The organism is Aeromonas enteropelogenes (genome assembly GCF_020097295.1).
Lineage (GTDB): Bacteria > Pseudomonadota > Gammaproteobacteria > Enterobacterales > Aeromonadaceae > Aeromonas > Aeromonas enteropelogenes.
The window spans coordinates 2,658,371-2,681,738 of the sequence record NZ_CP083625.1; the positions used below are offsets into that span (position 1 = coordinate 2,658,371).

Genomic DNA, 23,368 nt, shown 5'->3' on the forward strand with positions numbered 1-23,368 from the left:
ACGCGAATATCCGAATACGCTTCGTGATTCGAATCTGCGAGCCATGAAATAAAATGATTCGAATGATTTTTTGTGTTATTTATTAATGCTAATTATGTTGATTGACTCTTGCGCTTTTTATTTAACAAGCCTTTATTAAATTCATCAACCATAGTTTCAGTTCTAATGAAGTCTCTAATTTTTTCTCGAGTACTCACACTATATTTAGATAATATGCTCTCAAGCTTTACTGCGACTTCTTCAATATGTTCCACAAATTTCTCATTATCATTTAAAATGGCGAAAACTTTTTCTTTTAATAACCTCTGGCTTTTTGGTGGGGCATCAAGCAAAGTTGGGTGATTCCAATGTTTTCTTACCAATGCATATAGTATGTAAAATCTAAATATTCCACGTGACCTGTCGATCTTGGATGTTCTCAAAAGAAAGTCGAACTTATATAATGCTAATGCTGCAACGTGATATAGTTCAACATTATGTTTTTTAGAGAATATTTTATCTCTAAACTCTTTTCTAATACCTCTGTGATCTCTTGCGGCTCTATGTGGTTGAAAGAAGAACATGGCTGCGGCCACTTTCATCAAGTCAGAGGGCCGGAGGATTCTTGTACGCTCAACAGAAATATCTCGATATTGATTATCTCGTCTCTCTATAAATATTCTATCTTCGCTGCTTTGAGCTGCGCAGTATTCTTCCAAATCTTTCATGAATGGTAGTAGGGCCCAAAATTGGTCTTCTCTAACTTCATTTTGACGATTTGTGCCTATAATAATGCTAGAAATAAAGTCTGTATTGCTACACCCTATTAATCGTAAGGGGACAGATATTTTATCTACATTATCGTGAATGTGTGAAAGAATATTTGTTGTTTGGCATCCATTGACAATTTGGTAATCTTCTAGATTAAAAACGTCACCTTTTCTATCTATACTTTTTGATACAACAGTAATACCATTGTTTTTAAAAACAAAAGATTCATGCCCCCCTGCTTCCAGTTCTGCAATTATTGATTTATTAATGTCAGAGTCAGGGTTGAAATCTCTTACATTATCATAAAAAATTGAACGATTTATATGTCTGATACCATCTTGATCTGGCTCACCAAGAGCGATTTTTAAAATTTCGGATGCTGGTACATAACCAATGTATGCCTCATCCACACTTTCGTGAGTGGGCATTGTTATTGCTTTCTGGAAATTTATACTCGCGGATGTAGAATTTGTCGCTGAGCGAAATCCATTTTGAATTACTTTAGCACCGACACACTCAATGAGTATACTACTAAATATATTCAACTCATTTAGACGAATTTTATTTGTCTGGATTAGTCCGTTGATTAATTCAGAAATGGCGCCTGAACCAGTAGTGCAGTAATAACATTTTAGTGCTGGACTGGTTTTGGCTGCTGCATTATATATCTCGTCTTTTACATCGAACAGGCTTTCTATTTGATCACCTTTTATCAACTTTTGCTCAGTAAAGAAATCATATACAGCATCAAGGAATTTTGAAATCTCGCCATAATCAAGACTATCCGAGATTTTTGATTGGAAAAAATGAAATTCAGAGGAGTGGTTTTTCCCGATGGAAAGGACTTCGGCCGCCTCATCAACATCAGTACAGAGCTTACCTTGAATAGATATAGCAACACCATCAATCCCAAATTCATCGCCTTTTAGATGCGCCTTAAATGGATCAATGTTTTCACCGAGAACACCGTTCTCGATCGAAAATATTGACATTACTTCAAAAAGTTCTGAGTCATTCATTTCCTCATGTGGATTCATTTCCCTAAAGGTTTTTATTTGAGCTCTTATTATTGGATTGATAGCCATATGTTCTCTTGTTTTTGTTGTTGAGGTCCGTAGGTTCGATTAGCGAAGCGTAATTGGACTCTTGCGAAAATATTATCGAGAGAGAGGATAATTTATCCTGTCCCAACAATAAACCCACTTATTTATTACCTAACTACTGAGATATTCTTTAACCTCCCCTGAAAATGGTGGTAGGCATTGTCGTTATTAAATCCATCCACATTCTGGTTGGAGAAGATTAGCGGGATACAACTTATACCAGCGCCTGTTTCTGCGCTTCGACCACCCACGTATTGATCAGCACCATGTTAGAGATGGAGCATAAAACTCACGCTACCGCCCCTGAGTTTCAGCCCTCAGTCTGCTGTTTGTTACCTGCTGGTGGCCCGGTAAGGCTGGGTGGCTGCCCGTGCTGGAAACAATGCTGAGTCATAAAGATGACTCCAATGAAGCTTTGGTTGCCAAGTGGGGCATATTAACCAAGACGGTGGGGGAGCAAAACAGGGAGCCGATAAAAACCGGCTATAGATCAATAAATAAGTTATTAGCCGATGATTATTTGCTCGCCCATGACTGGCGAAAGTGGTTATCGGTGGAGCTCGATGGGCAAAGTGGTATCTGGTTACCGGCCTTGATGTGAGGGATTTTTTGGCGTTGCCTTGAATGACTGTCGCCTCAGGTTGCAACCCTAACTGATCGCCACCGATAGTCAGGCAATAAAAAAGCGCCCGAGGGCGCCTTTTTATTATGAGAGGAGGTTAGCCGATCAGGCTGGCCCACAGGTCATATTCATCGGCTTCGTCGATGCGCACCTTGACCATGTCGCCGGGCTTGAGGCTGGTTTCACCGTTGAGGTAGACCAGACCGTCGATCTCGGGGGCATCGGCGGCGGAGCGGCCGGTGGCACCCTCTTCATCCACTTCGTCGATGATGATGGTCATCTCCTGGCCGACCTTGCGGGCGAGCTTGCGGATGGAGACCTGCTGTTGCAGCTCCATAAAGCGCTGGAAGCGCTCTTCCTGTACCTCTTCGGGCACGGGATCCGGCAGTTCGTTGGCCTTGGCGCCCTCGACCGGGCTGTATTTGAAGCAGCCGACCCGATCCAGCTCCGCCTTGTCGATAAAGTCGAGCAGCATCTGGAAGTCCTCCTCGGTCTCGCCCGGGAAGCCGACGATAAAGGTGGAGCGCAGGGTGATCTCGGGGCAGATCTCGCGCCACTTCTGGATCCGCTCCAGGGTGCGCTCGACGGTGCCGGGACGCTTCATCAGTTTCAGGATGCGCGGGCTGGCATGCTGCAGCGGGATATCGAGGTAGGGCAATACCTTGCCATCGCGCATCAGGGGGATGACGTCATCCACGTGCGGATAGGGGTAGACGTAGTGCAGACGCACCCAGATATCGAGCTTGGCCAGCTCTTCGCACAGGGCGACCATGCTGGTCTTGACCGGCATGCCGTCGTAGAAGCCGGTGCGGTGTTTTACGTCGACGCCGTAGGCGGAGGTGTCCTGGGAGATCACCAGGATCTCCTTCACGCCGGCCTCTTTCAGGCGCTTGGCCTCGGCCAGTACCTCGCCGATGGGGCGGCTCACCAGATCCCCGCGCATGGAGGGGATGATGCAGAAGGTGCAGCGGTGGTTGCAGCCTTCGGAAATCTTCAGGTAGGCGTAGTGACGGGGGGTCAGCTTGACGCCGTGGGCCGGCACCAGGCTGGTAAAGGGGTTGTGTTGCGGCTTCTCCACGTATTTGTGAACGTGGCCCAGCACCTCTTCATAGGCGTGGGGACCGGTGATCTCGAGCACCTTGGGGTGGATCTCGCGGATCTGGTTCTCTTTGGCGCCAAGGCAACCAGTGACGATCACCTTGCCGTTTTCGGCCAGGGCTTCGCCGATGGCTTCCAGAGACTCCTGCACCGCGCTGTCGATAAAGCCGCAGGTGTTGACGACGACCAGCTCGGCATCGTCATAGCTGGGCACCACGTCGTACCCTTCGGTACGCAGCTGGGTCAGGATGCGCTCGGAATCGACCAGGTTTTTGGGGCAACCCAAGGAGACGAATCCTACTTTGGGGGCCTGTTTTGTGTTGGACATCGCTCAATCACTCTTAGGTGGCTTTACTTCAAGGGCGCGGATTTTACCTAAATGGCTAACCAAAAACTATACAGCTGACACACTGGAGCGGAACTATCTCTGTCATCCGGGGTGATAACGGCGCGGTGCGCGTTCCCCGTGACGACCCGGTGGCACAGATATCTTGTTGAGCCATATGTTATTTGAGCCGGGAGAGTAGAGTAGATTCACTATACTTCCAGCAGATAAAGGGATGGGGGAAGGAATGGACAACTCATTTGGTGATCGCATGCAGAGTATGCACGCCACCCTGCGCCAGCGTTTTGACAAGCTGAGCCGGGTGGCCATTGCGATCTACGATCAGCATACGGATCAGCTCAAGACATTCAGCCACAGCACCGACGGCCCCTCTCCCCTGATGCAGTACGAGATCAAGTTGAGCGACGTGCCCTCCCTGAATTATCTGGCCACTCATCAGCAATCCCGCGTGCTCGATACCCTGGCATCCTTAAAAGGCTCCCCCGCGGAGCACAGCCGCAAGCTGCTGGAGGCGGGGTATGCCTCCAGCTATACCGAACCGCTGCTGTTCAATGACAGGCTGTTTGGCTTTCTGTTCTGCGATGCCAGGGAGCCGGATTATTTCAGTGTTCCCCTGTGTAACGAGCTGGCAGCTTATGCCCAGATGCTGGCGGCCATCATAGCGGTGGAGTTTTTCTCAATTCAGACCCTGAACGGGGCCCTGACTACGGCGCGGGAGTTCAGCCGCTATCGGGATGAGGAGACGGCCAACCACTTGCGGCGGATGTCGGCCTATGCCCGCCTGATCGCCAGGACCCTGGCCCCGAGCCATGATCTTAACGATGAAGAGGTGGAGTTCATTCATCTCTTTTCGGAGCTTCACGACATCGGCAAGATTGCGGTGCCCGATGCCATCTTGCTCAAGCAGGGCAAGCTGACACCGGAGGAGTTTGCTGTCATGCAGACCCACACCCTCAAGGGGGAGGAGATGATAGCGCTGATGATCAAGGAGTTCGGCCTCGATGGCATTCATCACATCGACATGTTGAAGCACATCATCACCCATCATCATGAGCGCTTCGATGGCACGGGCTATCCCTATGGGCTGATCGGCGAGGCCATCCCGCTGGCCGCACGGATAGTGACGGTGGCCGACGTGTTTGATGCCCTCACCAGCAGGCGCCCCTACAAGGAGCCCTGGGATTTCGACACGGCCTTTCATTATCTGGAAGAGTATGCCGGCAGTCAGTTTGACCCGTCTTGTGTTGCGGCGGCGCTGCACAACAAGGCGGCCTTTCTTGCCATCCATCAGCAGTATCAGGATCCGGCCTTCACGCTCGGAAAAACGGTAGAGCAGGCCAATCCGGCATGATGAAAGGGGGCACTGTCAGGTGCCCCCTTCTCCTTTCTCTATACGGCCTGTGCTGGTTGCCCGATAACCTTTGGGGACATCAGGGTTTGGGCGGCGGTTCGCTTATCTGATGCAGGTGATCCGCGCAGGCGCTCGAGCAGCCGCAGGGGCGTATCTCTTTATCCCCCCGCTTTTGTGCCAGCTTGTGCTGACGCCACCAGATGATGGTGCCCATGGCGACGATAAGGACAAATGAGGCGAGCAGGCTCAACAGCCAGATTGACATGATTTCTCCTCCCTGTGGTGGCAGCAGGGATGATCAACTCCCCGGCCCTTGTTTTGAGTATTGCGGCAATGGCCATGTGCCGCCCCGCTATTTCGCTGGCAGGCGTGTGCCCCCGGCTGCTGGCTGGCGGGACGGATCCCGTGGATGGCTGGTGCGCTTTGATGGTGTCGTGACGGACGGCCCTGACTTGCCTCTGTCAGCGGTATCAAGTTGGCGGGGGCCAGCAGTGCAGGCAGGGGCAAACGGCCCGAACGGCACTGCATGACCCGGATGTCGGCGGTCAGCAGGCGACCCAGCATCTGCTGGCCGATGTTGCGCACCATCACCTGGTCGACGCCATGTTCGGCCAGCGTCGCCAGCAGCGCCTGTTTGCCGCTGCATCCGGCCGTGGCCGCCGGATTGGCCAGAGTGACCAGTACGGCTCCATCAGGGCCCAGGATTTGCAACTGCTCGGCACGACTGAAATGGCCGGCCAGCAGGCCCTGGCTCAGCATGATGGCACTGTTGCCGGGGGTTGTTTCATGGTTCATCACGATCTTCTCCACTGGTTTCGTGGCCGGGTTCGGCAGGCTGCATCATCAGCGCTTTGCCCAGGCTCAGACATTCCACCACCTTGTAACGACCTTTTTTCAGGATATTGGCCAGGGTCTGGCGGGAGACGCCCATCACCTGCGCGGCCTCCTGCTGCTGCATCCCCTGCAGGTCGACCAGTCGCAGGGCCTCGAATTCATCGGCCGCCAGGGCGACTTGCTCCAGTTGGTGCATGGGGCGGCCATTGGGTTTGAAGCAGCTGTTGGCGGGGCGGCCACAGATCTGGCGGGCAATCTTGGGTCTTGGCATGGTGGCTCCTAAATGGCATATGCCATTTATACGCTTGTAATTAGCATATGCCAATTATTTTGTCGGATTGAGTCATGGATGACGTCGTTGCGAAGAGGGAAGAGAGATGCATGAAGAGGGAGAAACAACACGGGCCCAAACCGAAGTTTGGGCCCGTGGGGGCATGTCGGGATTTTCGCCGCTTGCTTACGCGGCTTCAGATTGGCGAGTCACTCCGGTGGCTTCACTGCCATTGGCAAAACGGTCGGCCCACAGGGCGATGACGCCATCGCCGGTCACGTTGCAGGCGGTGCCGAAGCTGTCTTGCGCCAGGTAGAGGGCGATCATCAGGGCGACGGAGGCTTCACTAAAGCCGAGCATGGAGGTGAGCAGGCCCAGAGCCGACATCACGGCCCCCCCCGGTGCGCCTGGTGCGGCGATCATGATCACCCCCAGCATCATGATGAAAGGCAGCATGGTGCCATAGCCCGGGATCGCCAGATGCTCGGAGAGGAACATCACGGCGGTGGCGCAGGTCACCAGGGTGATGGTGGAGCCGCTCAGGTGAATGGTGGCGCACAGAGGCACGGTGAAGTTGGCGATCCCCTCGCTCACCCCGTTGTTCTTGCTTGAGCGCAGGGCGACCGGGATGGTGGCCGCGCTGGACATGGTGCCCAGGGCTGTGAAGTAGGCGGGCAGCATGTTCTTGATGAGGGTAAGCGGTGAGCGGCCAAGGGCCAGACCGGTACCGATGAAGAGTACGGAGAGCCAGATCCAGTGCATCAGGATGGCCATCACCAGCACCACGCCAAAGGTCTTCAGAGTGGCAAATACAGTGCCGACTACGGTCATTTCGGCGAAAACACCGGCGATGTAGATGGGCAGCAGCGGGATGATCACCTTGGCCAGCAGGCGGTCGATGATGTCTCGGCCCTGATCGACTACCTTACGCAGGTCGGTGGCCTGGGTCGCGCTGATACCGATGCCGAACACAAAGGCGGCGACCAGGGCGGACATCACTCCAAAAAATGGCGGGATCTCCAGATTGAGGTAGGAGGCGAGCTCGGTAGCGGTTTCTGCTGTGGGCTCGGCGGCGCTGGTCAGCTGCGGGATCAGGTGGCTGGCCACGGTGAAGGCGAACAGACCCGCGAGTATGGTAGAGCCGTAGGAGAGGGCAACCGTCTTGCCCAGCAGCTTGCCGGAGTTTTTCGGCAGGCTGGCGATCCCGCTCATGATGAAGAACAGGATGATGAGCGGGATGGTGAAGGTGATCAGCTGGCCTATGACTGTCTTGGCCGTGAACAGCACGCGCGCCACCCACTCAGGGGCGTAAAGACCGAGCAAGAGGCCGGCAAGGATGCCAGCAATGAGTTTGAGGACAAGTTTCATAATAAAATCCGCCTGAATATGTATTGTCTGGTTTGTTATTTAATTTCTATATTAATCGTGTTTTTTTAACATTAAATCCGTGCTATGTCTGCCTATTTCGTTAAATCTCCGAGTTAAATATTGTCAATCACCCCAAACACCGAGTGGAACCCTTTGGACTCAGTTGCCGGAAATATGTGATGAATTAATTCGTTAGGGGATGGGGTGCGGGATCCGCTGCAGGTAGAGAAGGGGTTTCGGTTGCCCTGCCGCAGAGGGGGGCTGACAGTGAGTCGGTACTAATGGCAGGCTTGCTTGCTCGATAACCAGCTGAATCCTGTCTCTTGCCTGGGTCATATCATCTTGTGGCAAACGGATGCACAGCAGAGCCCCCGGTTTGAGCAGGCTTGCCAATCGCTGCAATTGGGTGGTAAGGGTGGAAACATGGTGGCCAAACTGGCCACTGATCCAGATGCCGTCATAGGGCAAAACTGAATGTATCTGCTCGATATGACAGACGCGTACCGCTTGTCCGGTTTGTTGCGAGGCGAGCTTGGCTTGTACCAGTCTGGGCTCGCAGGCGGTCACCACATGGCCCAGTTGGCGAAAATGCGCCAGATCTTCGCCGCTGCCGCAATTGGCGTTGAGCAGGTGAGCCTGTTTGGGTAGGGCGGCGAGAAAGTGGGCGCACACCGTCTGCATTTGGGCAGAATATGGCGCCGACAAGGGGCTGACGGGGTGTGACACTGGGGGACCTCCAACAAAGGGGGGCATACTCTAGCAAACTTGGCTGTGACCAGCCAAAGGTTGTGGCGTCAGGGGAAGGTTATGGGCGGGTGCTGGCCGGGCCGTCAACCAGCTGCAACATGGCGAAGATACTGTCGAGCAGGAAGTCTGCTTCCTTTATAAGGTCAATTCTGGCCGGAAAGTGCAGCCAGTTGACTATGTAGCCATCCAGGGTGCAGTGCACCAGGGTGGTGGCCCGCTTCAGATCCAGGGTCGCCGGCAATTGCCCCTTGCGGATGGCATTGGTGAGGGCCGTCTCCAGATCCTGGAAGAAGTTGCCCGACTCGCTGCGGATGTGTTCGCGCAAAGAGAGCGTCTCGCCATCGAGCGATTCCAGATTGAACAGTATGGTGAACATCTGCTGGTGAGCCGGATCCGTGGTGATACGGACAAGGACCCCTTTGAGAAAAGTTCGCAGTTTACCCAGGGGATCGGGCTCCTGCTCGGAGATGCAGGCATCGAGCTGGTGGGAGAGCGGCTCGCACAGCTCCTTCCACAGTGAGAAGAAAAGCTCTTCCTTGTTCTTGAAGTGCCAGTAGATGGCACCGCGAGTCAGCCCGGCGGCCTTGGCGATATCGGTCAGGCTGGTTCTGGCCAATCCCTGGGCACAGAAGAGCGCCAGTGCGCTCTTCATGATATGGCAACGGGTCTGCTGCGCCTCTTCTTTGGTTCGTCTGGCCATGGGGTGATACACCTCGATATAAGCAAAATGCCACTTACATACATTTATGAATGTATGTATATTGCCTCATCTTCCGATTTTTTTCCAACGGGGCCGTCTGGCCCTGCCTGTTCATTGACTGGCTGAGATTAAGGTGTTTCATGCATAAACATATTCTTGCTCGTTCGGTGGGCCTTGCCTTGCTGGCAACGGGCCTGCTGGCAGGTTGTGGTGACAAGGACGGGATGCCGCAAGGGCAGGGGGGCATGCCTCCGGCTGCGGTCGATGTCGTCACGCTGCAAAGCGGGCCGCTGCAACTGACCACAGAATTGACCGGCCGCAGCGCAGCGCTGCGTATCGCCGAAGTTCGCCCCCAGGTGAGCGGTATCCTGCTCAAGCGTCTCTTTACCGAAGGAAGCGACGTGAAGGCGGGCGATCTGCTTTATCAGATCGATCCGGCCATCTACCAGGCGGAAGTCGCCAGCGCCAAGGCCAATCTGGCCAAGGCCGAGGCCAACGAGCGCAGCGCTCGCCTCAAGGCCAAACGTTATCAGGAACTGCTCAAGGTCAAGTCCATCAGCCGTCAGGATTATGATGACGCCGATGCCAGCTGGAAGCAGGCCCAGGCCGAGATCATGGCGAGCAAGGCAGCCCTGCGCACCGCAGAGATCAATCTGGGCTACACCCGGATCACGGCGCCCATCAGCGGCCGCATCGGCAAGTCCGCAGTGACCGAAGGGGCCCTGGTGACTGCCCAGCAGGCCAGTGCACTCACCACCATTCAGCAGCTCGACCCCATGTATGTGGACGTGCGCCAGTCCACCGCCGATCTGCTGCGCCTCAAGCGGCTGGTGGCCGAGGGCAAGCTGACCCAGGACGAGCAGAAGGGAGCCAGGGTGAACTTCCAGCTGGAGGATGGCTCCAGTTACGGGGAAGCAGGTTCACTGCAATTCTCCGATGTGACCGTGGACGAGAGCACCGGCATGGTGACCCTGAGGGTCATAGTGCCCAATCCTCACCAGTTGCTGCTGCCCGGCATGTTCATGCGCGCCACCTTGCAGGAGGGTGAGCGGGCACAGGGGTTATTGGTGCCGCAAACTGCCGTGAGCCGTACCCCCAATGGCGGCGCGACCGTGCTGGTGGTGACAGCCGACAACAAGGTCGAGCTGCGCAATGTCCAGCTGAGCCGGGTCGTCGGCAGCAACTGGGTGGTGGAGTCCGGCCTCAAATCAGGCGAGAAGGTGATCGTCGCCGGTCTGCAGAAAGTGCGTCCGGGTGCCGAGGTCAACCCGACTGAGCAGGCGGCCACTGTGTCTGCCGCCCAGACTCCGGCCAACAAGTAGGATGGAGTAGTCACTTCATGGCTCGATTTTTTATAGACAGACCCATTTTTGCCTGGGTGATTGCGCTGGTGATCATGTTGGCGGGCAGCCTGGCCATCATCAAGTTGCCGGTGGCCCAGTACCCGAGCATAGCGCCGCCGGCGGTGAGCATCTCCGCCAGCTACCCCGGCGCTTCCGCCAAGACGGTGGAAGACTCGGTGACCCAGATCATCGAACAGAACATGACAGGGCTGGATCACCTGCTCTACATGTCCTCCCAGTCTGACTCCGCCGGCCGGGTGTCGGTGACCCTGACGTTCCAGCCGGGTACCGATCCCGATATTGCCCAGGTACAGGTGCAAAACAAGCTGCAACAGGCGATGTCGCTGTTGCCACAAGAGGTGCAGCAGCAGGGGATCCGGGTCCAGAAGACCTCCAGCAGCTTCCTGATGGTGGCTGCGTTCATCTCCAGCGATGGCAGCATGAACAACGACGATCTGGCGGATTATGTGGTCTCCAACATCAAGGAGCCCCTGAGCCGTCTGGACGGTGTGGGCGAGATCACCCTGTTCGGTAGCCAATACTCCATGCGAGTCTGGCTCGACCCGCACAAGCTCAACCGGGTACAGATGACCCCGGGGGACGTGCAGGCCGCGATCAAGGCGCAGAACGCCCAGGTGGCCTTTGGCCAGCTGGGGGGCACCCCTGCGGTCAAGGATCAGCAGTTCACCGCTACCATCATGGGGCAGACCCGTCTCTCTACCCCAGAGCAGTTCAACAACATTCTGCTGCGGGTGAATCAGGATGGTTCCAAAGTCCGTCTGAAAGATGTGGCACGGGTCGAGCTGGCGGGTGAGAGCTATGATGCCGATGCGCTCTACAACGGTCAGCCGACTGCCGCCATCGCCATCAAGCTGGCGACCGGTGCCAACGCGCTGGATACCGCCGAGAAGGTGCAAGCCAAACTGGATGAGCTCTCCGAGTACTTCCCGGCCAACATGGAGATCGTCTATCCCTACGACACCACGCCGTTTGTGAAGATCTCCATCGAGGAGGTGGTGCAGACCCTGATCGAGGCGATCATCCTGGTGTTCTGCGTCATGTACCTGTTCCTGCAGAACTTCCGCGCCACCCTGATCCCGACTATCGCCGTGCCCGTGGTGCTGCTCGGTACCTTCGGCGTGATGGCAGCCTTCGGTTTCTCCATCAACACCCTGACCATGTTCGGTATGGTGCTGGCCATCGGCCTCTTGGTGGATGACGCCATCGTGGTGGTGGAGAACGTGGAACGCCTGATGAGCGAGGAGGATCTCTCCCCGCTGGAGGCGACCCGCAAGTCGATGGATCAGATCACCGGCGCCCTGGTGGGGATTGCTCTGGTGCTGTCGGCGGTGTTCGTGCCCATGGCATTCTTCGGCGGGTCGACCGGTGCCATCTATCGCCAGTTCTCGCTCACCATCGTTTCGGCCATGGTGCTCTCGGTGCTGGTGGCCCTGATCCTGACGCCAGCTCTGTGTGCCACCCTGCTCAAACCGCTGAAACATGGCGAGTTTGCGGCCCAGCGCGGCTTCTTCGGCTGGTTCAACCGGGCCTTTGATGCCAGCGCCAGCCGCTATCAGAACGGGGTACGCAAAGTGATCAAGCAGGGCGTACGCTACAGCCTCATCTATGGCGCCATGCTGGTAGTGCTGGGTGTGCTGTTTATGCGGATGCCCACTTCCTTCCTGCCGGAGGAGGATCAGGGGGTCGTCATGTCCATGGTGCAACTGCCGGTCGGTGCGACCAAGCAGCGTACCGAGGTGGTGTTGGCCCAGATGCGCGATTATTTCCTCGAGAACGAGAAGGACAATGTGGAGTCGGTGCTGACGGTAGCGGGCTTCAGCTTCGCCGGTAGCGGTCAGAACGCCGGCATGGCCTTTATCAAGCTCAAGGACTGGAGTGAGCGGGAGAGCCCGGATCGCAGCGCCAATGCCATCATTGGCCGCGCCATGGGGTATCTGTTCAGCATCAAGGAGGCGCAAGTTTTTGCCTTCAACCTGCCGTCGATCCCGGAACTCGGAACGGCCACCGGTTTTGACTTCTATCTGCAGGATCGTGCGGGACTGGGCCACGACAAGCTGATGGCGGCGCGTAACCAACTGCTCGGCATGGCGGCGCAGGATCCGAACCTGGTACGGGTACGCCCGAACGGGATGGAGGATACTCCCCAGCTCGATATCAAGCTCGACTATGAGAAGGCATTGGCGCAGGGGCTCTCCATTTCGGATATCAACAGCGCCCTGTCGACGGCCTGGGGCTCATCTTATGTGAACGACTTCGTGGATCGCGGCCGGATCAAGAAGGTCTACATGCAGGCCGATGCCCCCTTCAGGATGAATCCGGAAGATCTCAAGCTGTGGTATGTGCGCAACAGCGCTGGCCAGATGGTGCCGTTCTCTGCCTTTGCCACGACGGAGTGGAGCTTTGGCTCGCCGCGTCTCGAGCGTTACAACGGTGTGCCGGCCATGGAGATCGTCGGTGAAGCTGCACCCGGCAAGAGTACCGGTGATGCCATGGCGGCTATCGAGCAGATGGTGAAACAGCTGCCAGAAGGGGTGGGTATCGAGTGGACCGGGCTCTCCTTCCAGGAGCGCCAGGCCGGTTCGCAGGCCCCTGCGCTCTATGCCATCTCTCTGCTGGTGGTGTTCCTCTGCCTTGCCGCCCTCTACGAGAGCTGGAGCATCCCCTTCTCGGTGATGCTGGTGGTGCCGCTCGGGGTACTGGGCGCCATTCTGGCCGCGACTCTGCGCGGGCTGGAGAACGATGTCTACTTCCAGGTGGGCCTGCTCACAACCATCGGCCTGTCGGCCAAGAATGCCATCCTGATCGTCGAGTTCGCCAAGGAGCTTTATGACAAGGGGATGGGGCTTGGTGAGGCAGTGGTGGAGGCGGCGCGTCTGCGTCTGCGTCCCATACTGATGACCTCCCTTGCCTTCATCCTCGGCGTATTGCCGCTAGTGATCAGTACCGGTGCCGGCGCCAGCAGCCGTAACGCCATCGGTACCGGCGTGATGGGGGGGATGATCAGTGCTACTGTCCTGGCCATCTTCTTCGTGCCATTGTTCTTCGTGCTGGTTATGCGCTACTTCACCAAACATTCTTCAAAAGAGGCGCGTTTGGCTGCGGTGGGTGAGACGAAACATGACTGATGGATACTAGTTGGTTTGAACTGATAGGTGGCTAATAAATCGCCAACCTTGTCAGATTTAATTGGTCTTTCAACAGGGCAACCTCAGGGTTGCCCTGTTTTTTGCTCTGATTAAGGTATCAATTGGTTATCAATAGCAGTTGTTTGTGGCATGTGCGTCAAGTTTGTTCAATTGAACGTGTTCTCTATTGAATCCTTATTGAAAACCCTCATAGTGAGTAGTTTTTACTGTTCAGTTTGGTCTGAAACGGGATAGAATCCGGACTCCAATCGGGCTGAGACTGTTGGGTATATCAAATTCCTCATGAGAATCCTCTTGAACAAACTTGAGGGTGGGAAACGTACCGACAGTCAGGACAACAAGAAATGCTGGAGGACACGATGACCAACAGCAGACACAATCTGGTTAAAAGCAGCAAACTGGGGGCTGTAACTCAGGGGCGGTAGCCATAGCTTTTGCTATAAAAATGCATAAATTATGCACACACCAGATACTTTCTACGGATATGGCTCACGATTGGTTTTAGTTATTAGGGCTGGATTGCTGGCCTCATTTGTAGGTTAATCCCTTGTTTTCATTGTTTGTAAGAGCTCGCATATCGATGAAAATTCTCGTCACCGGTGGCGCAGGCTTTATCGGCTCTGCTGTCGTGCGTCACATTATCGACAATACCTATGATTCCGTGATTAACCTCGATAAACTCACCTATGCAGGTAATCTGGAATCCTTGTCCAGCGTTTCTGACAGTGAGCGGTATGTGTTTGAGCAAGTGGATATCTGCAATCGCGGTGAACTGGACCGGGTATTTTCTGAACATCAACCGGATGTAGTGATGCATCTTGCCGCCGAGAGCCATGTCGATCGCTCCATCACGGGTCCTGCCGACTTTATTGAGGCCAATATCGTCGGTACCTATATGCTGCTGGAAGCTGCGCGGACTTACTGGAATGGTCTAGACGATACACGCAAGAGTGCGTTTCGTTTTCATCATATCTCTACTGATGAGGTGTATGGCGACCTGCCTCATCCGGATGAAGTCAGTGGTGGTGGGCAGCTGCCACTCTTTACCGAAACTACCCCGTATGCCCCCAGTAGCCCCTATTCCGCCTCCAAGGCATCTAGCGACCATCTGGTGCGTGCCTGGCGCCGTACTTACGGCTTGCCAACCATAGTCACAAACTGCTCCAACAACTACGGTCCTTACCAATTCCCCGAAAAACTCATTCCGCTGGTCATTCTCAATGCGCTGGATGGCAAACCGCTGCCGGTCTATGGCAAGGGCGATCAGATCCGTGACTGGCTCTATGTGGAAGATCATGCCCGTGCGTTGTACAAGGTGGTAATAACCGGTGTAGTAGGTGAGACCTACAATATCGGTGGCCACAACGAGAAGCAGAATCTGGAGGTGGTACATACTGTCTGCGATCTGCTGGACGAGATGGTGCCCAAGGCAGGCTCCTACCGCGATCAAATCATCTATGTGACGGATCGCCCCGGCCATGACCGCCGCTATGCCATCGATGCCAGCAAGATGAGCGCCGAGCTTGATTGGCTACCGCAAGAGACCTTCGAATCAGGTATCCGCAAGACAGTGCAGTGGTACTTGGATAATCAGCAATGGGTGAACAATCTTAAGAGTAGTACCAATCAACCCTATATTTAGCATAACTACTAATTTAAAACCAAAGAGGTTGTTTTGTTATTAATAAATAGAACTGATTTTAGTGAAAATATAAAATTAAAAAAAGTATTTTTTTATATTTTTTTTATTTTTCTTTTTATCATGTCATTATTTTTACCCGCTATCATATTAGTCAGCATTATGCTTTTTATTGGTGTTGTTTATAAAATAAACAACATATCATATTTTTCCATATCATATTTTTTTGCATTTATTGCTACACTGCTAGATCCTTCCATATTAAATGTTTATGATATGGCAAGAATATATTCATATATAATTGGCTATGGTCAAGAATATGTGAATAGTAGCAAGCCATTCCGTAATTTATTTGGTGTTATATATAACATTTATGATGTAGAGCCTCAAATATATTCTTTTGTTTGTGTTTTTTTAGGTTTTTTTATAACGTTTAAAGCTACGGATAGATACTGGGCTTCCTTTTATAATAATGAAAGTGATTTTTTTTCTTTATTTTTTTTGGTACTTTTGAATTTACCATTAATTTTTCTTACATCATACGAAAATATATTATCATTCTCGCTTTTATATCTTTCATCATTCTATGTTTTTGAGCGTAATTATATACGTGGCGTATTAATTAGTATAATGGCAATGATGATACATTTAGCTGTCTTACCTATTATGTTATTTGTCTGGTTTATTGCTGTTTTTGTTAATAGTGTTAGAGTGGCGTTCATTTTCGGCTTATTTTTTACTGTGTTTCTTTATGTATTTACATACATAAATCTATCCAATGTAATGACATGGTTGCCCGATATAATATTATACGCTCAATCAAGATATATAAATTATATTGGTGGGCCATTTGGTGATTATTATGGGATTAGCGATTTTTTTCTGATTATATCGTGTAGCATTAAAATACTACTTGCGGTTTATTTGATAATTAAGTTGAAGCAAGAGTGCTCTTTTTTTGTAAAAAGCAGACTGCTTCATAAGCTACTAATGCTATCAAGTTTTATGATTCCTGTTTTATTGTTTTTCTTGTTGTTTCAAATTACGGCACAAAGGTATATATATTTCGGAATGTTTTATATGTTGCCAATTTTAATGGTTTATTTATATAGTTCTAAAATTTGCAAATCACATAAATACATCGTGATCTATATGGTCGTCTTAGTAATTTTATCACCAAGGAATATGTATAGGCTATTGGACTATAATAATGGTTTTAGATATGACTATATTACAAAAGGACTGCTGGACTCATTTTTACTTTCTTATCCTGAGGCTCAGGAAGCTGATGCATCTGGCTTAAATCGAATCTAATGCGCACAGAAAAACTATTAAGATTAAGAGAGGGGAATATGACACATTTAGAAGAAGCAAAAAAAGTAATACATGATGAAATTAATGGTATATTGGAAGTAGAGAAAGCTCTGGATAAATCATTTAATATGATGATAGAGGCTATATTAGCTTCTACTGGACGAGTTGTCATGTGTGGAATGGGGAAGTCAGGACATATTGCAAAAAAAATATTCGCAACTCTGGTTAGTACTGGGACTCCTAGCATGTTTATGCATCCGGCTGAAGCATTTCATGGTGATCTAGGGATGATACAACCAGAAGATATTTTTTTTGCAATTTCTAATTCTGGGGAAACAGAAGAAGTTACCAAATTACTACCATTCATAAAAGGGAACAAAAATTTACTTATTTCAATGACAGGGTCTGCTGATTCAACAATAGCGAGGGCATCTGATTTTCATATAAATATAAGCATTGAAAGAGAGGCATGTCCGTTAAACTTGGCGCCAACTACATCAACAACGGCGTCCTTGGTTTTAGGTGATGCTATGTCTGTAGCTCTAATGAAAGCGAAGAATTTTGGACCTGAAAACTTTGCCAGATACCACCCTGGAGGAAGTCTAGGCAGAAAGCTATTGTGTAGTGTTGGTGATGTATGTCTAAATGCAAATTATGTATCAGAAACGGATAGCTTATTAGATATATTGGGCGTGATGGCATCTTCTCCTAGTGGTGCGGTATTAGTCGGTAATCCTGATAAGTTACTTGGGATTATTACTGATGGTGATATTAGAAAAAGAATCGCAAACTATAAAAATCTTGATGTGATGAAAGTTAATGCCAAATATTTAATGACGGAAAAACCAAAAACAATTTTATCTAAAGTTAAGTGTGGGGATGCAGATTATAAAATGAAACAAGACGGAGTTAATTCGCTTGTTGTCATTGATGGTGAACGTGTTATTGGTATTTATGATAACCTCAATAGGAAATGATCATTATGAAAGTAGTTGCATTTGTACCGGCTAAAGGATCTAGCACTAGAGTTGAAAGTAAAAATTTGAAATTATTAGATGGTAAACCTCTTTTTCTCCATACACTTGAAAAATTGGTAGCATCAAAAATATTTGATGAAGTTTATCTTGATACTGAGTCCGAGGAAGTGATATCGGCAGCATCAGAAGTAAAGTGTGGAATATTGAAAAGAGATGCGAAGCTTGCCAGCAATAAAACTGATGGTAATAAGTTGTTCATGAATGAAGTGAATAGTGTGGAGGCGGATATATATGTTCAAGTTTTATGTACCAGTCCTTTTATTTGCACTGAAACAATAAAAAAAGGCATTGAAAAACTGAAAGGCGACAATGAGTTCGACTCTGCTGTATTGATAAGAAAGGAAAAACAGTACACCTGGTCTGAAAATGGGCCTACATATGATATTAGTAATATACCTAATAGTGTTGATCTAGATTGTACTATAATTGAAACTATGGGGCTCTATATTGTCAAGCGAGAAACCGCGCTAAGAACAAATAGAAGGATTGGAGATAAACCATATCTATTAAAGGCCTCACTATTAGATTCAATAGATGTTAATTGGCCTGAAGATTTTGAGTTGGCAGAGCTAATTGCTGCAGGTCAAAGAGAAAAAAATAGAAAATTACTAGGGAATATCAAAAATCAGTTGACTAGTTGCATGCTGTCTGACTTGCTTGATGATTTTGGATATCCTTACCAAGTTATTAAAGGTTTGAAGCCAAATGTCTCAGATGCGAAATTGTTAGGTAGAGCAAAAACCTTAAAACTAAGAAAGCTAAATGATGGAGAAGATTTTAGAGGGATTTATAATGCTCTACATAGCTATGATACTATCATTCCTGATGATATTATAATTGTTGAAAATGAAATGCCTGAATATGCATATTTTGGAGAGTTGAATGCTAATTTAGCTATTCGTTCAGGTGCGGCTGGTGTCATTGTGAATGGTATGACAAGAGATCATCAAGAGGTCACTTCTACAGGATTACCAGTGTTTGCACAAGGGTACTCATGTCAAGATGTGAGAAAAAGAGCTACACTAGACTATTTTAATAAAAAAATAACAATCCAAGATGTATCAATAGAACCTGAATGCTTGGTCTTTGCTGATTCTGAAGGGGTTATTATCATCCCTAAAGACATTGAGGATGAAGTTATTCTGGAAATTTACAAACGTTCAGAAAATGAAAAGAAAATTCTTTCTGAAATAGCTAGTGGTGTCGATGTTGATACGTTGACTAAAAAATATGGATTCTTTTAATTTATTATATTTATTCAGTAGTTAAGGAGGGAGAGATAAACCGTTATCTCATAAAACTATGAATACAAAAGTTGTCATATTTAACTATAATTTACCAGAAGAATCCGATATTATATACAATAAGCTTATCCTTGATGGTTTTTTGAAAAAGGACGTGTTTCTTGTCGATAATGGTTCAGATAAGGCTGTTAAAGCTGAGAATACAAATTTCTCACTTCCTATAAATGTGCGTTTTACGGGGCAAGCATTTATGTTCTTAACATATTTGCTGAAATTCATTGAATTTGACAATGTTCTATTAGTTACAACTAGTGCTGGATTAAAGGATGATATTAATTATTTAGATGAATTGAATGCACTAAAAAATGATTTCAATGGGCAAGAGTTTGGCTTTATCTCTGCGTCATTGAATGGCGGATTAACAGATACAAATGCACCAGAACAGAGCGTTGATAATATTACAAGTAAGTATAAAGAAGTTTATGCATATCAACCTATAGCCACTCTCGTTAGTAAACGTTTGCTTGAGTTGTGTTCTGCTACGAATAGTGCATATTTCAATTTGGATTTAAAAAGAGGATGGGGAATTGATAGAGAGTTGCAATATATTGCTAATAAAAATAACTTAAGGTGTTTTGTCTCAAGGGATTTCACTGTTGAATGGAGGACTAACTTAACATACAATAAAAATATGGCTGATGAGAGTAAAAGCTCTTACCACGGTAATGCTCTTCAAGAAATGCAAACTGTGCTAGTTAAAAAATATGGTTTAAATTGGGAGGCTCTTTTTAAAGAGAGCTTTTATAAAGGCAAGATCGATTTTAAAGAAAAAGTAAAGTCATCCATCAAAGGTGTATTAACTAAATTTAATTTATATCAACACTTCAAATAGTTCACTCTTCATTTGCAATTATTTATATAATGTTGTTCTTATAATAATTTGTGAGGAGTGCTATAAATAATAACTGTGTTTTGATAAGGGTAAAGATTTAGTTGTTACTAGACACCGGTCTCAAACCGGTGTTCTATTTCTTCACATTCAGGTAATGTGCTTCAGCTCTGCGGTCGGCCTGACTTATTATCCCTACAAGCTGTTTATGCAACTGGAGGGGATTGAGCACTGAACGACCAAGATACGCCAGGTCGTATAGTAACGGCTCTATTGAATGTCTGCATCGCTTGCTGCTTGATGAGCACTTCCGCATCAAGGCCGGGTGATGGAAATGAAACACTTTATAACCTGTTCACTGTGTTGTTTCTTAAATCGATGCAGTTTAAATGGAATTGACTGAGGAGATGGTGATCACCACGATTCTCTTCAAGTCAGCATCATGGGCAAGGCACTTCAACCCATTACCAGCTGGTCTGCAACAAGTATCTAATTTCTTGAGGTTCCAGTTCTATACCGACCAGACTATATTGCCCTGATGTTCAAGGGAAGAGCCGCGATTACTCAAGGGCTACTCGACACCCAGTTCGAGTTGATGAACGTGCCACTGTCCCGTACAACACATAACTGTGTCAACAAGTTAGCCCGTCCCAATGGCTTATTGACTGGCCTCCAGAGTCCATTAATTACCCACCTGGTTATCAATTCGACCGGCCTGAAGGTGTTTGGTAACGGCTAGTGGAAACTCAGAAAATACGGCGCCGAGAAACGCTGAGTCTGGTGCAAGTTGCGCACGGCAACTCGCAATATCGTAGCTGTAGAAGTGCCGTTGGAGAATGTCCATGTGCGCCGACATTGCTCAATCCACTGCGGCACAAGTTGGGCCATGTTTATGTAAGTCAACCATCAGCTGATAGTCAAAGGGGGGGGGCCTCTTGCATCCCTCTTCACGAGAGCCTTGGACTATATAAAAAGGGACACCCAAAAAATAAGGCTGTGCTGGTGATGTGAAAGGACGGTCTGGCTCATAGGAAGAAGATATAGATGTATCACCGTTACTAGTTGGCGGAAACGACAATATCTCGATTTAAACTGTTCTTGGTGGGCAAAAATTAGTCTGCAAAAATACAACGGTCAGGTTGTAGCGGTTTCTTGTGGTCGCGGAAGTTGTTCCTGAAATTTGATACGATTCTATTCACCAAATTTTGACTTAATGGTCTTGACTAGTCTGCTAATAATATTACTTTGAAGTTTCATCTTCCATAGAATGGGTTTATTTTCCATATAAAATCTATAAAAAACAAGTTTACAGTTTGTTTACATCTTAATGATGTCCAAAATAGGTACATAGAGGCGTAATGTCAAAAAATGTTGAACAAAACAGTTGCGAGCATACTTATTGTCATTATTGCACAACTCATTACTTTTATAACACTCCCTATTATCGGTAATAATATTGGCTCAGAGGCTTTTGGTGAGTATAGTTCAGTTGTATCAATAGGGAGTTTTATAGGTACATTAATATTTTTTCGCAGTGAACTTGGTATTGTTAATAATGATGAAAAAGAAAGCTATAATGTTTTAAATTTTTGTCTACTGTTTTTATTTATAATAGTTGTTTTTCTAACTGCCTTTATGGCGATGTCAATTCCGGTTTCTATTGCTTTATTTTCCATTTCATTATTTGCTAATACGGTATGTATTAATTTCCTAACCAATAGAGGAGAGTACATATATAGTTCTTTTCTGAAATTATTTATATCGATAACTTTTTTTTCTATTTTCCTTTGGTTAGATAAAAAAATAGATATTTCTATTTTGCACTCTTTGTCAATGTTAGTTCCATCTTTAGTTGTTATATTATTTTTTTATGAGCGTGGACACTATTCTAGATTGAGTCTTTCTTTATTCAGAAAAAGCTCAAAAAGGTTTTGGATATATACGACGCCTTCATCATTTTTTTCATCTATAATGTTGTATTCATTGCCTATAATGATAGGGTTTATTTTTGGAAAAATATCGCTAGGAATATTTTTTATGATGTATAAAATATTAATGGCACCAATTACATTAGTCGGTTTCTCAGTTGGGCAAATATTAAGAAAAGAATTTTTAATTATAAAAAACAACCATGAATTACTTAGGGATAGATTTAATAAAGTTCTATTTATGTTGTTTTTTTCTTCTATGATATATACATCATCTGTTATACTTGGATTGGAGATGTTTATTCGTGAATGTATGTCTGCGGAGTGGTTGGATGTGGTGTACATTTATAAGTATTATCTAATTCTTCCTGCTGTTTTAATAATTTACGTTCCTATCTCACAACTATATTTAGCCTTAGAAAAACAAAATATTGACCTTATATTTCAAGTCGTGTCAGTTGTAATTTTGTCTATCTTATTTTTTTTGGGGGTGAAAAATGATATAGATTTTCAAAACTTTGTATTTTACTATGCTATCTCTAATGCATTTATTTATCTTGTTTCAATATTATATCTCTTTAAAAAAGCTAATGAATCATAAAATTTACAGCATAGCTATAGTTCATTCTGGAAATGCAGCGTTGCCAGAGCTCGCCCATTATCAGAGTAGCCTCTCATCTTCGTTTTCTGTCGATATTGTCGATATAAATGATAACCCAAAACTGGAGTGCTATGATGTGGTCTGGTGTATTATGGGGAATTTAAACTATAAAAAAATAAAAAATCAGATATTGATTCATGAATACGCATCATCATCAATACCTCCTTTTGCTAAAGTAAAGAATATTATTAAATCCATAAAATATAAACAGTGTGATATACGAATATTTCTGAATAAAACGGTTGAATCACACTTTTATTTTAATAAAGCCTCATCTAAGGTTATATTATATAGAGATATGGGTGTTTCGGATTCATTTTTAATAAATAGATACATATCACATTCAGATAAAAAATATGATTTAATATATATTGGTAGTTGTTCTAAAGCTCGTAATATACCATTCTTTTTGAAAAGAATATTTAATGTCTTTCCAATGATTAAAGTAGCTATTGTTGGAAAGGTTGAAGAGTGGTTTAAACAGGAAATGATGAAGTATAATGACAACATAGAGTATTTAGGGGTTGTTGAGCATGATGCTATTCCTAGTTTATTGAATTTATCTAAAGGGGCCTTAAACCTTATTCCGGATGTATTTCCTTATAATGAGCAAACATCTACAAAGCTGATTGAATATGCATGTTTTGGCATTCCTATTGTGACGACACAGTCTAAATGGTCTATTGATTTTTTATCTGATAAGGGAATACCTTATATTGACTTAGATGCGTATCTTTGTGGTGGAAATTTAAAAGAAATACCGCATCATAACCATTTTGACTCTTGGGATGAAATAATAGCCAAGAGTAATGTTGTTGAAAATATTGAGAAGTTACTTTCGGAGAAAAAATTATAAATTATATTTCTTTATAATTATCTTGTAATGTTATAAGAGCTAAAGAGCTAAAGAGCTAAAGAGCTAAAGAGCTAAAGAGCTAAAGAGCTAAAGAGCTAAA

Annotated in this window: 19 protein-coding genes and 1 pseudogene; 12 read left to right on the top strand and 8 right to left on the bottom strand. The window is 47.4% G+C overall.

Annotated elements, in window-relative coordinates; all coding sequences use genetic code 11:
* Nucleotides 1-92: 92 nt before the first annotated feature.
* Nucleotides 93-1,835, bottom strand: a complete 1,743-nt coding sequence (locus LA321_RS12615) for an AIPR family protein (RefSeq protein WP_082043431.1) — start codon at nucleotides 1,833-1,835, stop codon at nucleotides 93-95.
* 388 nt (nucleotides 1,836-2,223) lie between these two features.
* Here LA321_RS12615 and LA321_RS12620 point away from each other — a divergent pair, with 388 nt between their 5' ends.
* Nucleotides 2,224-2,454, top strand: coding sequence for a hypothetical protein (locus tag LA321_RS12620; protein ID WP_156141103.1), 231 nt, complete (start codon nucleotides 2,224-2,226; stop codon nucleotides 2,452-2,454).
* Nucleotides 2,455-2,572: 118 nt separating this feature from the next.
* Here LA321_RS12620 and rimO read toward each other — a convergent pair whose 3' ends face one another.
* Nucleotides 2,573-3,901 (bottom strand): 30S ribosomal protein S12 methylthiotransferase RimO, encoded by a 1,329-nt coding sequence (rimO, locus tag LA321_RS12625; protein WP_042072122.1) that lies wholly within the window; start codon nucleotides 3,899-3,901, stop codon nucleotides 2,573-2,575.
* A 244-nt stretch (nucleotides 3,902-4,145) separates the two neighbouring features.
* On the opposite strand from rimO, the gene LA321_RS12630 reads away from it, so the two are divergent.
* Complete coding sequence (locus LA321_RS12630) at nucleotides 4,146-5,270, top strand: HD domain-containing phosphohydrolase (protein ID WP_042072120.1); 1,125 nt, start codon at nucleotides 4,146-4,148, stop codon at nucleotides 5,268-5,270.
* A gap of 79 nt (nucleotides 5,271-5,349) precedes the next feature.
* On the opposite strand, the gene LA321_RS12635 is transcribed toward LA321_RS12630, so the two are convergent.
* The 6 genes from LA321_RS12635 to LA321_RS12660 form a co-directional block, all read right to left on the bottom strand.
* A complete protein-coding gene (locus LA321_RS12635) occupies nucleotides 5,350-5,535 on the bottom strand; it encodes a hypothetical protein (protein WP_042072118.1) in 186 nt (61 codons plus the stop codon).
* Complete coding sequence (locus LA321_RS12640) at nucleotides 5,517-6,065, bottom strand: NifB/NifX family molybdenum-iron cluster-binding protein (protein WP_082043430.1); 549 nt, start codon at nucleotides 6,063-6,065, stop codon at nucleotides 5,517-5,519. Before LA321_RS12640 ends, LA321_RS12635 begins: the two co-directional genes overlap by 19 nt.
* The gene (locus LA321_RS12645) at nucleotides 6,055-6,375 is read right to left on the bottom strand and encodes a DUF134 domain-containing protein (protein WP_042024872.1); all 321 of its coding nucleotides are present in this window, start codon (nucleotides 6,373-6,375) and stop codon (nucleotides 6,055-6,057) included. Before LA321_RS12645 ends, LA321_RS12640 begins: the two co-directional genes overlap by 11 nt.
* Before the next feature lie 186 nt (nucleotides 6,376-6,561).
* Nucleotides 6,562-7,743 (bottom strand): dicarboxylate/amino acid:cation symporter, encoded by a 1,182-nt coding sequence (locus tag LA321_RS12650; protein WP_042072117.1) that lies wholly within the window; start codon nucleotides 7,741-7,743, stop codon nucleotides 6,562-6,564.
* Between the two features lie 192 nt (nucleotides 7,744-7,935).
* Nucleotides 7,936-8,469 carry a class I SAM-dependent methyltransferase gene (locus LA321_RS12655; protein ID WP_407929429.1) on the bottom strand — a complete coding sequence of 178 codons (534 nt, stop codon included), beginning with the start codon at nucleotides 8,467-8,469 and terminating at the stop codon, nucleotides 7,936-7,938.
* Between the two features lie 79 nt (nucleotides 8,470-8,548).
* On the bottom strand, nucleotides 8,549-9,190 hold the full coding sequence (locus tag LA321_RS12660) for a TetR family transcriptional regulator (RefSeq protein ID WP_042072115.1): 642 nt from the start codon (nucleotides 9,188-9,190) through the stop codon (nucleotides 8,549-8,551).
* Between the two features lie 140 nt (nucleotides 9,191-9,330).
* Here LA321_RS12660 and LA321_RS12665 point away from each other — a divergent pair, with 140 nt between their 5' ends.
* The 10 genes and pseudogenes from LA321_RS12665 (at nucleotide 9,331) to LA321_RS12715 (ending at nucleotide 23,268) form a co-directional block, all read left to right on the top strand.
* Entirely contained in the window at nucleotides 9,331-10,512 is a 1,182-nt protein-coding gene (locus tag LA321_RS12665) for an efflux RND transporter periplasmic adaptor subunit (RefSeq protein ID WP_042024877.1), read from the top strand.
* 17 nt (nucleotides 10,513-10,529) lie between these two features.
* Nucleotides 10,530-13,679 carry an efflux RND transporter permease subunit gene (locus LA321_RS12670; protein WP_042072114.1) on the top strand — a complete coding sequence of 1,050 codons (3,150 nt, stop codon included), beginning with the start codon at nucleotides 10,530-10,532 and terminating at the stop codon, nucleotides 13,677-13,679.
* 601 nt (nucleotides 13,680-14,280) lie between these two features.
* Nucleotides 14,281-15,342 (top strand): dTDP-glucose 4,6-dehydratase, encoded by a 1,062-nt coding sequence (gene rfbB, locus LA321_RS12675; protein ID WP_042072112.1) that lies wholly within the window; start codon nucleotides 14,281-14,283, stop codon nucleotides 15,340-15,342.
* Nucleotides 15,343-15,375: 33 nt separating this feature from the next.
* Complete coding sequence (locus LA321_RS12680; RefSeq protein ID WP_156141101.1) at nucleotides 15,376-16,653, top strand: hypothetical protein; 1,278 nt, start codon at nucleotides 15,376-15,378, stop codon at nucleotides 16,651-16,653.
* A gap of 38 nt (nucleotides 16,654-16,691) precedes the next feature.
* Nucleotides 16,692-17,630, top strand: coding sequence for a KpsF/GutQ family sugar-phosphate isomerase (locus tag LA321_RS12685; protein WP_082043437.1), 939 nt, complete (start codon nucleotides 16,692-16,694; stop codon nucleotides 17,628-17,630).
* 5 nt (nucleotides 17,631-17,635) lie between these two features.
* Nucleotides 17,636-18,934, top strand: coding sequence for an RraA family protein (locus LA321_RS12690; RefSeq protein WP_082043436.1), 1,299 nt, complete (start codon nucleotides 17,636-17,638; stop codon nucleotides 18,932-18,934).
* A 58-nt stretch (nucleotides 18,935-18,992) separates the two neighbouring features.
* Nucleotides 18,993-19,826, top strand: a complete 834-nt coding sequence (locus LA321_RS12695) for a hypothetical protein (protein WP_042072110.1) — start codon at nucleotides 18,993-18,995, stop codon at nucleotides 19,824-19,826.
* A 497-nt stretch (nucleotides 19,827-20,323) separates the two neighbouring features.
* A pseudogene (locus tag LA321_RS12705) lies at nucleotides 20,324-20,964 on the top strand (IS5/IS1182 family transposase); the annotation flags it as partial.
* 227 nt (nucleotides 20,965-21,191) lie between these two features.
* The gene (locus LA321_RS12710) at nucleotides 21,192-22,352 is read left to right on the top strand and encodes a lipopolysaccharide biosynthesis protein (protein WP_156141099.1); all 1,161 of its coding nucleotides are present in this window, start codon (nucleotides 21,192-21,194) and stop codon (nucleotides 22,350-22,352) included.
* Complete coding sequence (locus tag LA321_RS12715; protein ID WP_167335333.1) at nucleotides 22,342-23,268, top strand: glycosyltransferase; 927 nt, start codon at nucleotides 22,342-22,344, stop codon at nucleotides 23,266-23,268. The genes LA321_RS12710 and LA321_RS12715 overlap by 11 nt, the downstream gene beginning before the upstream one ends.
* The last annotated feature ends 100 nt before the right edge of the window (nucleotides 23,269-23,368 follow it).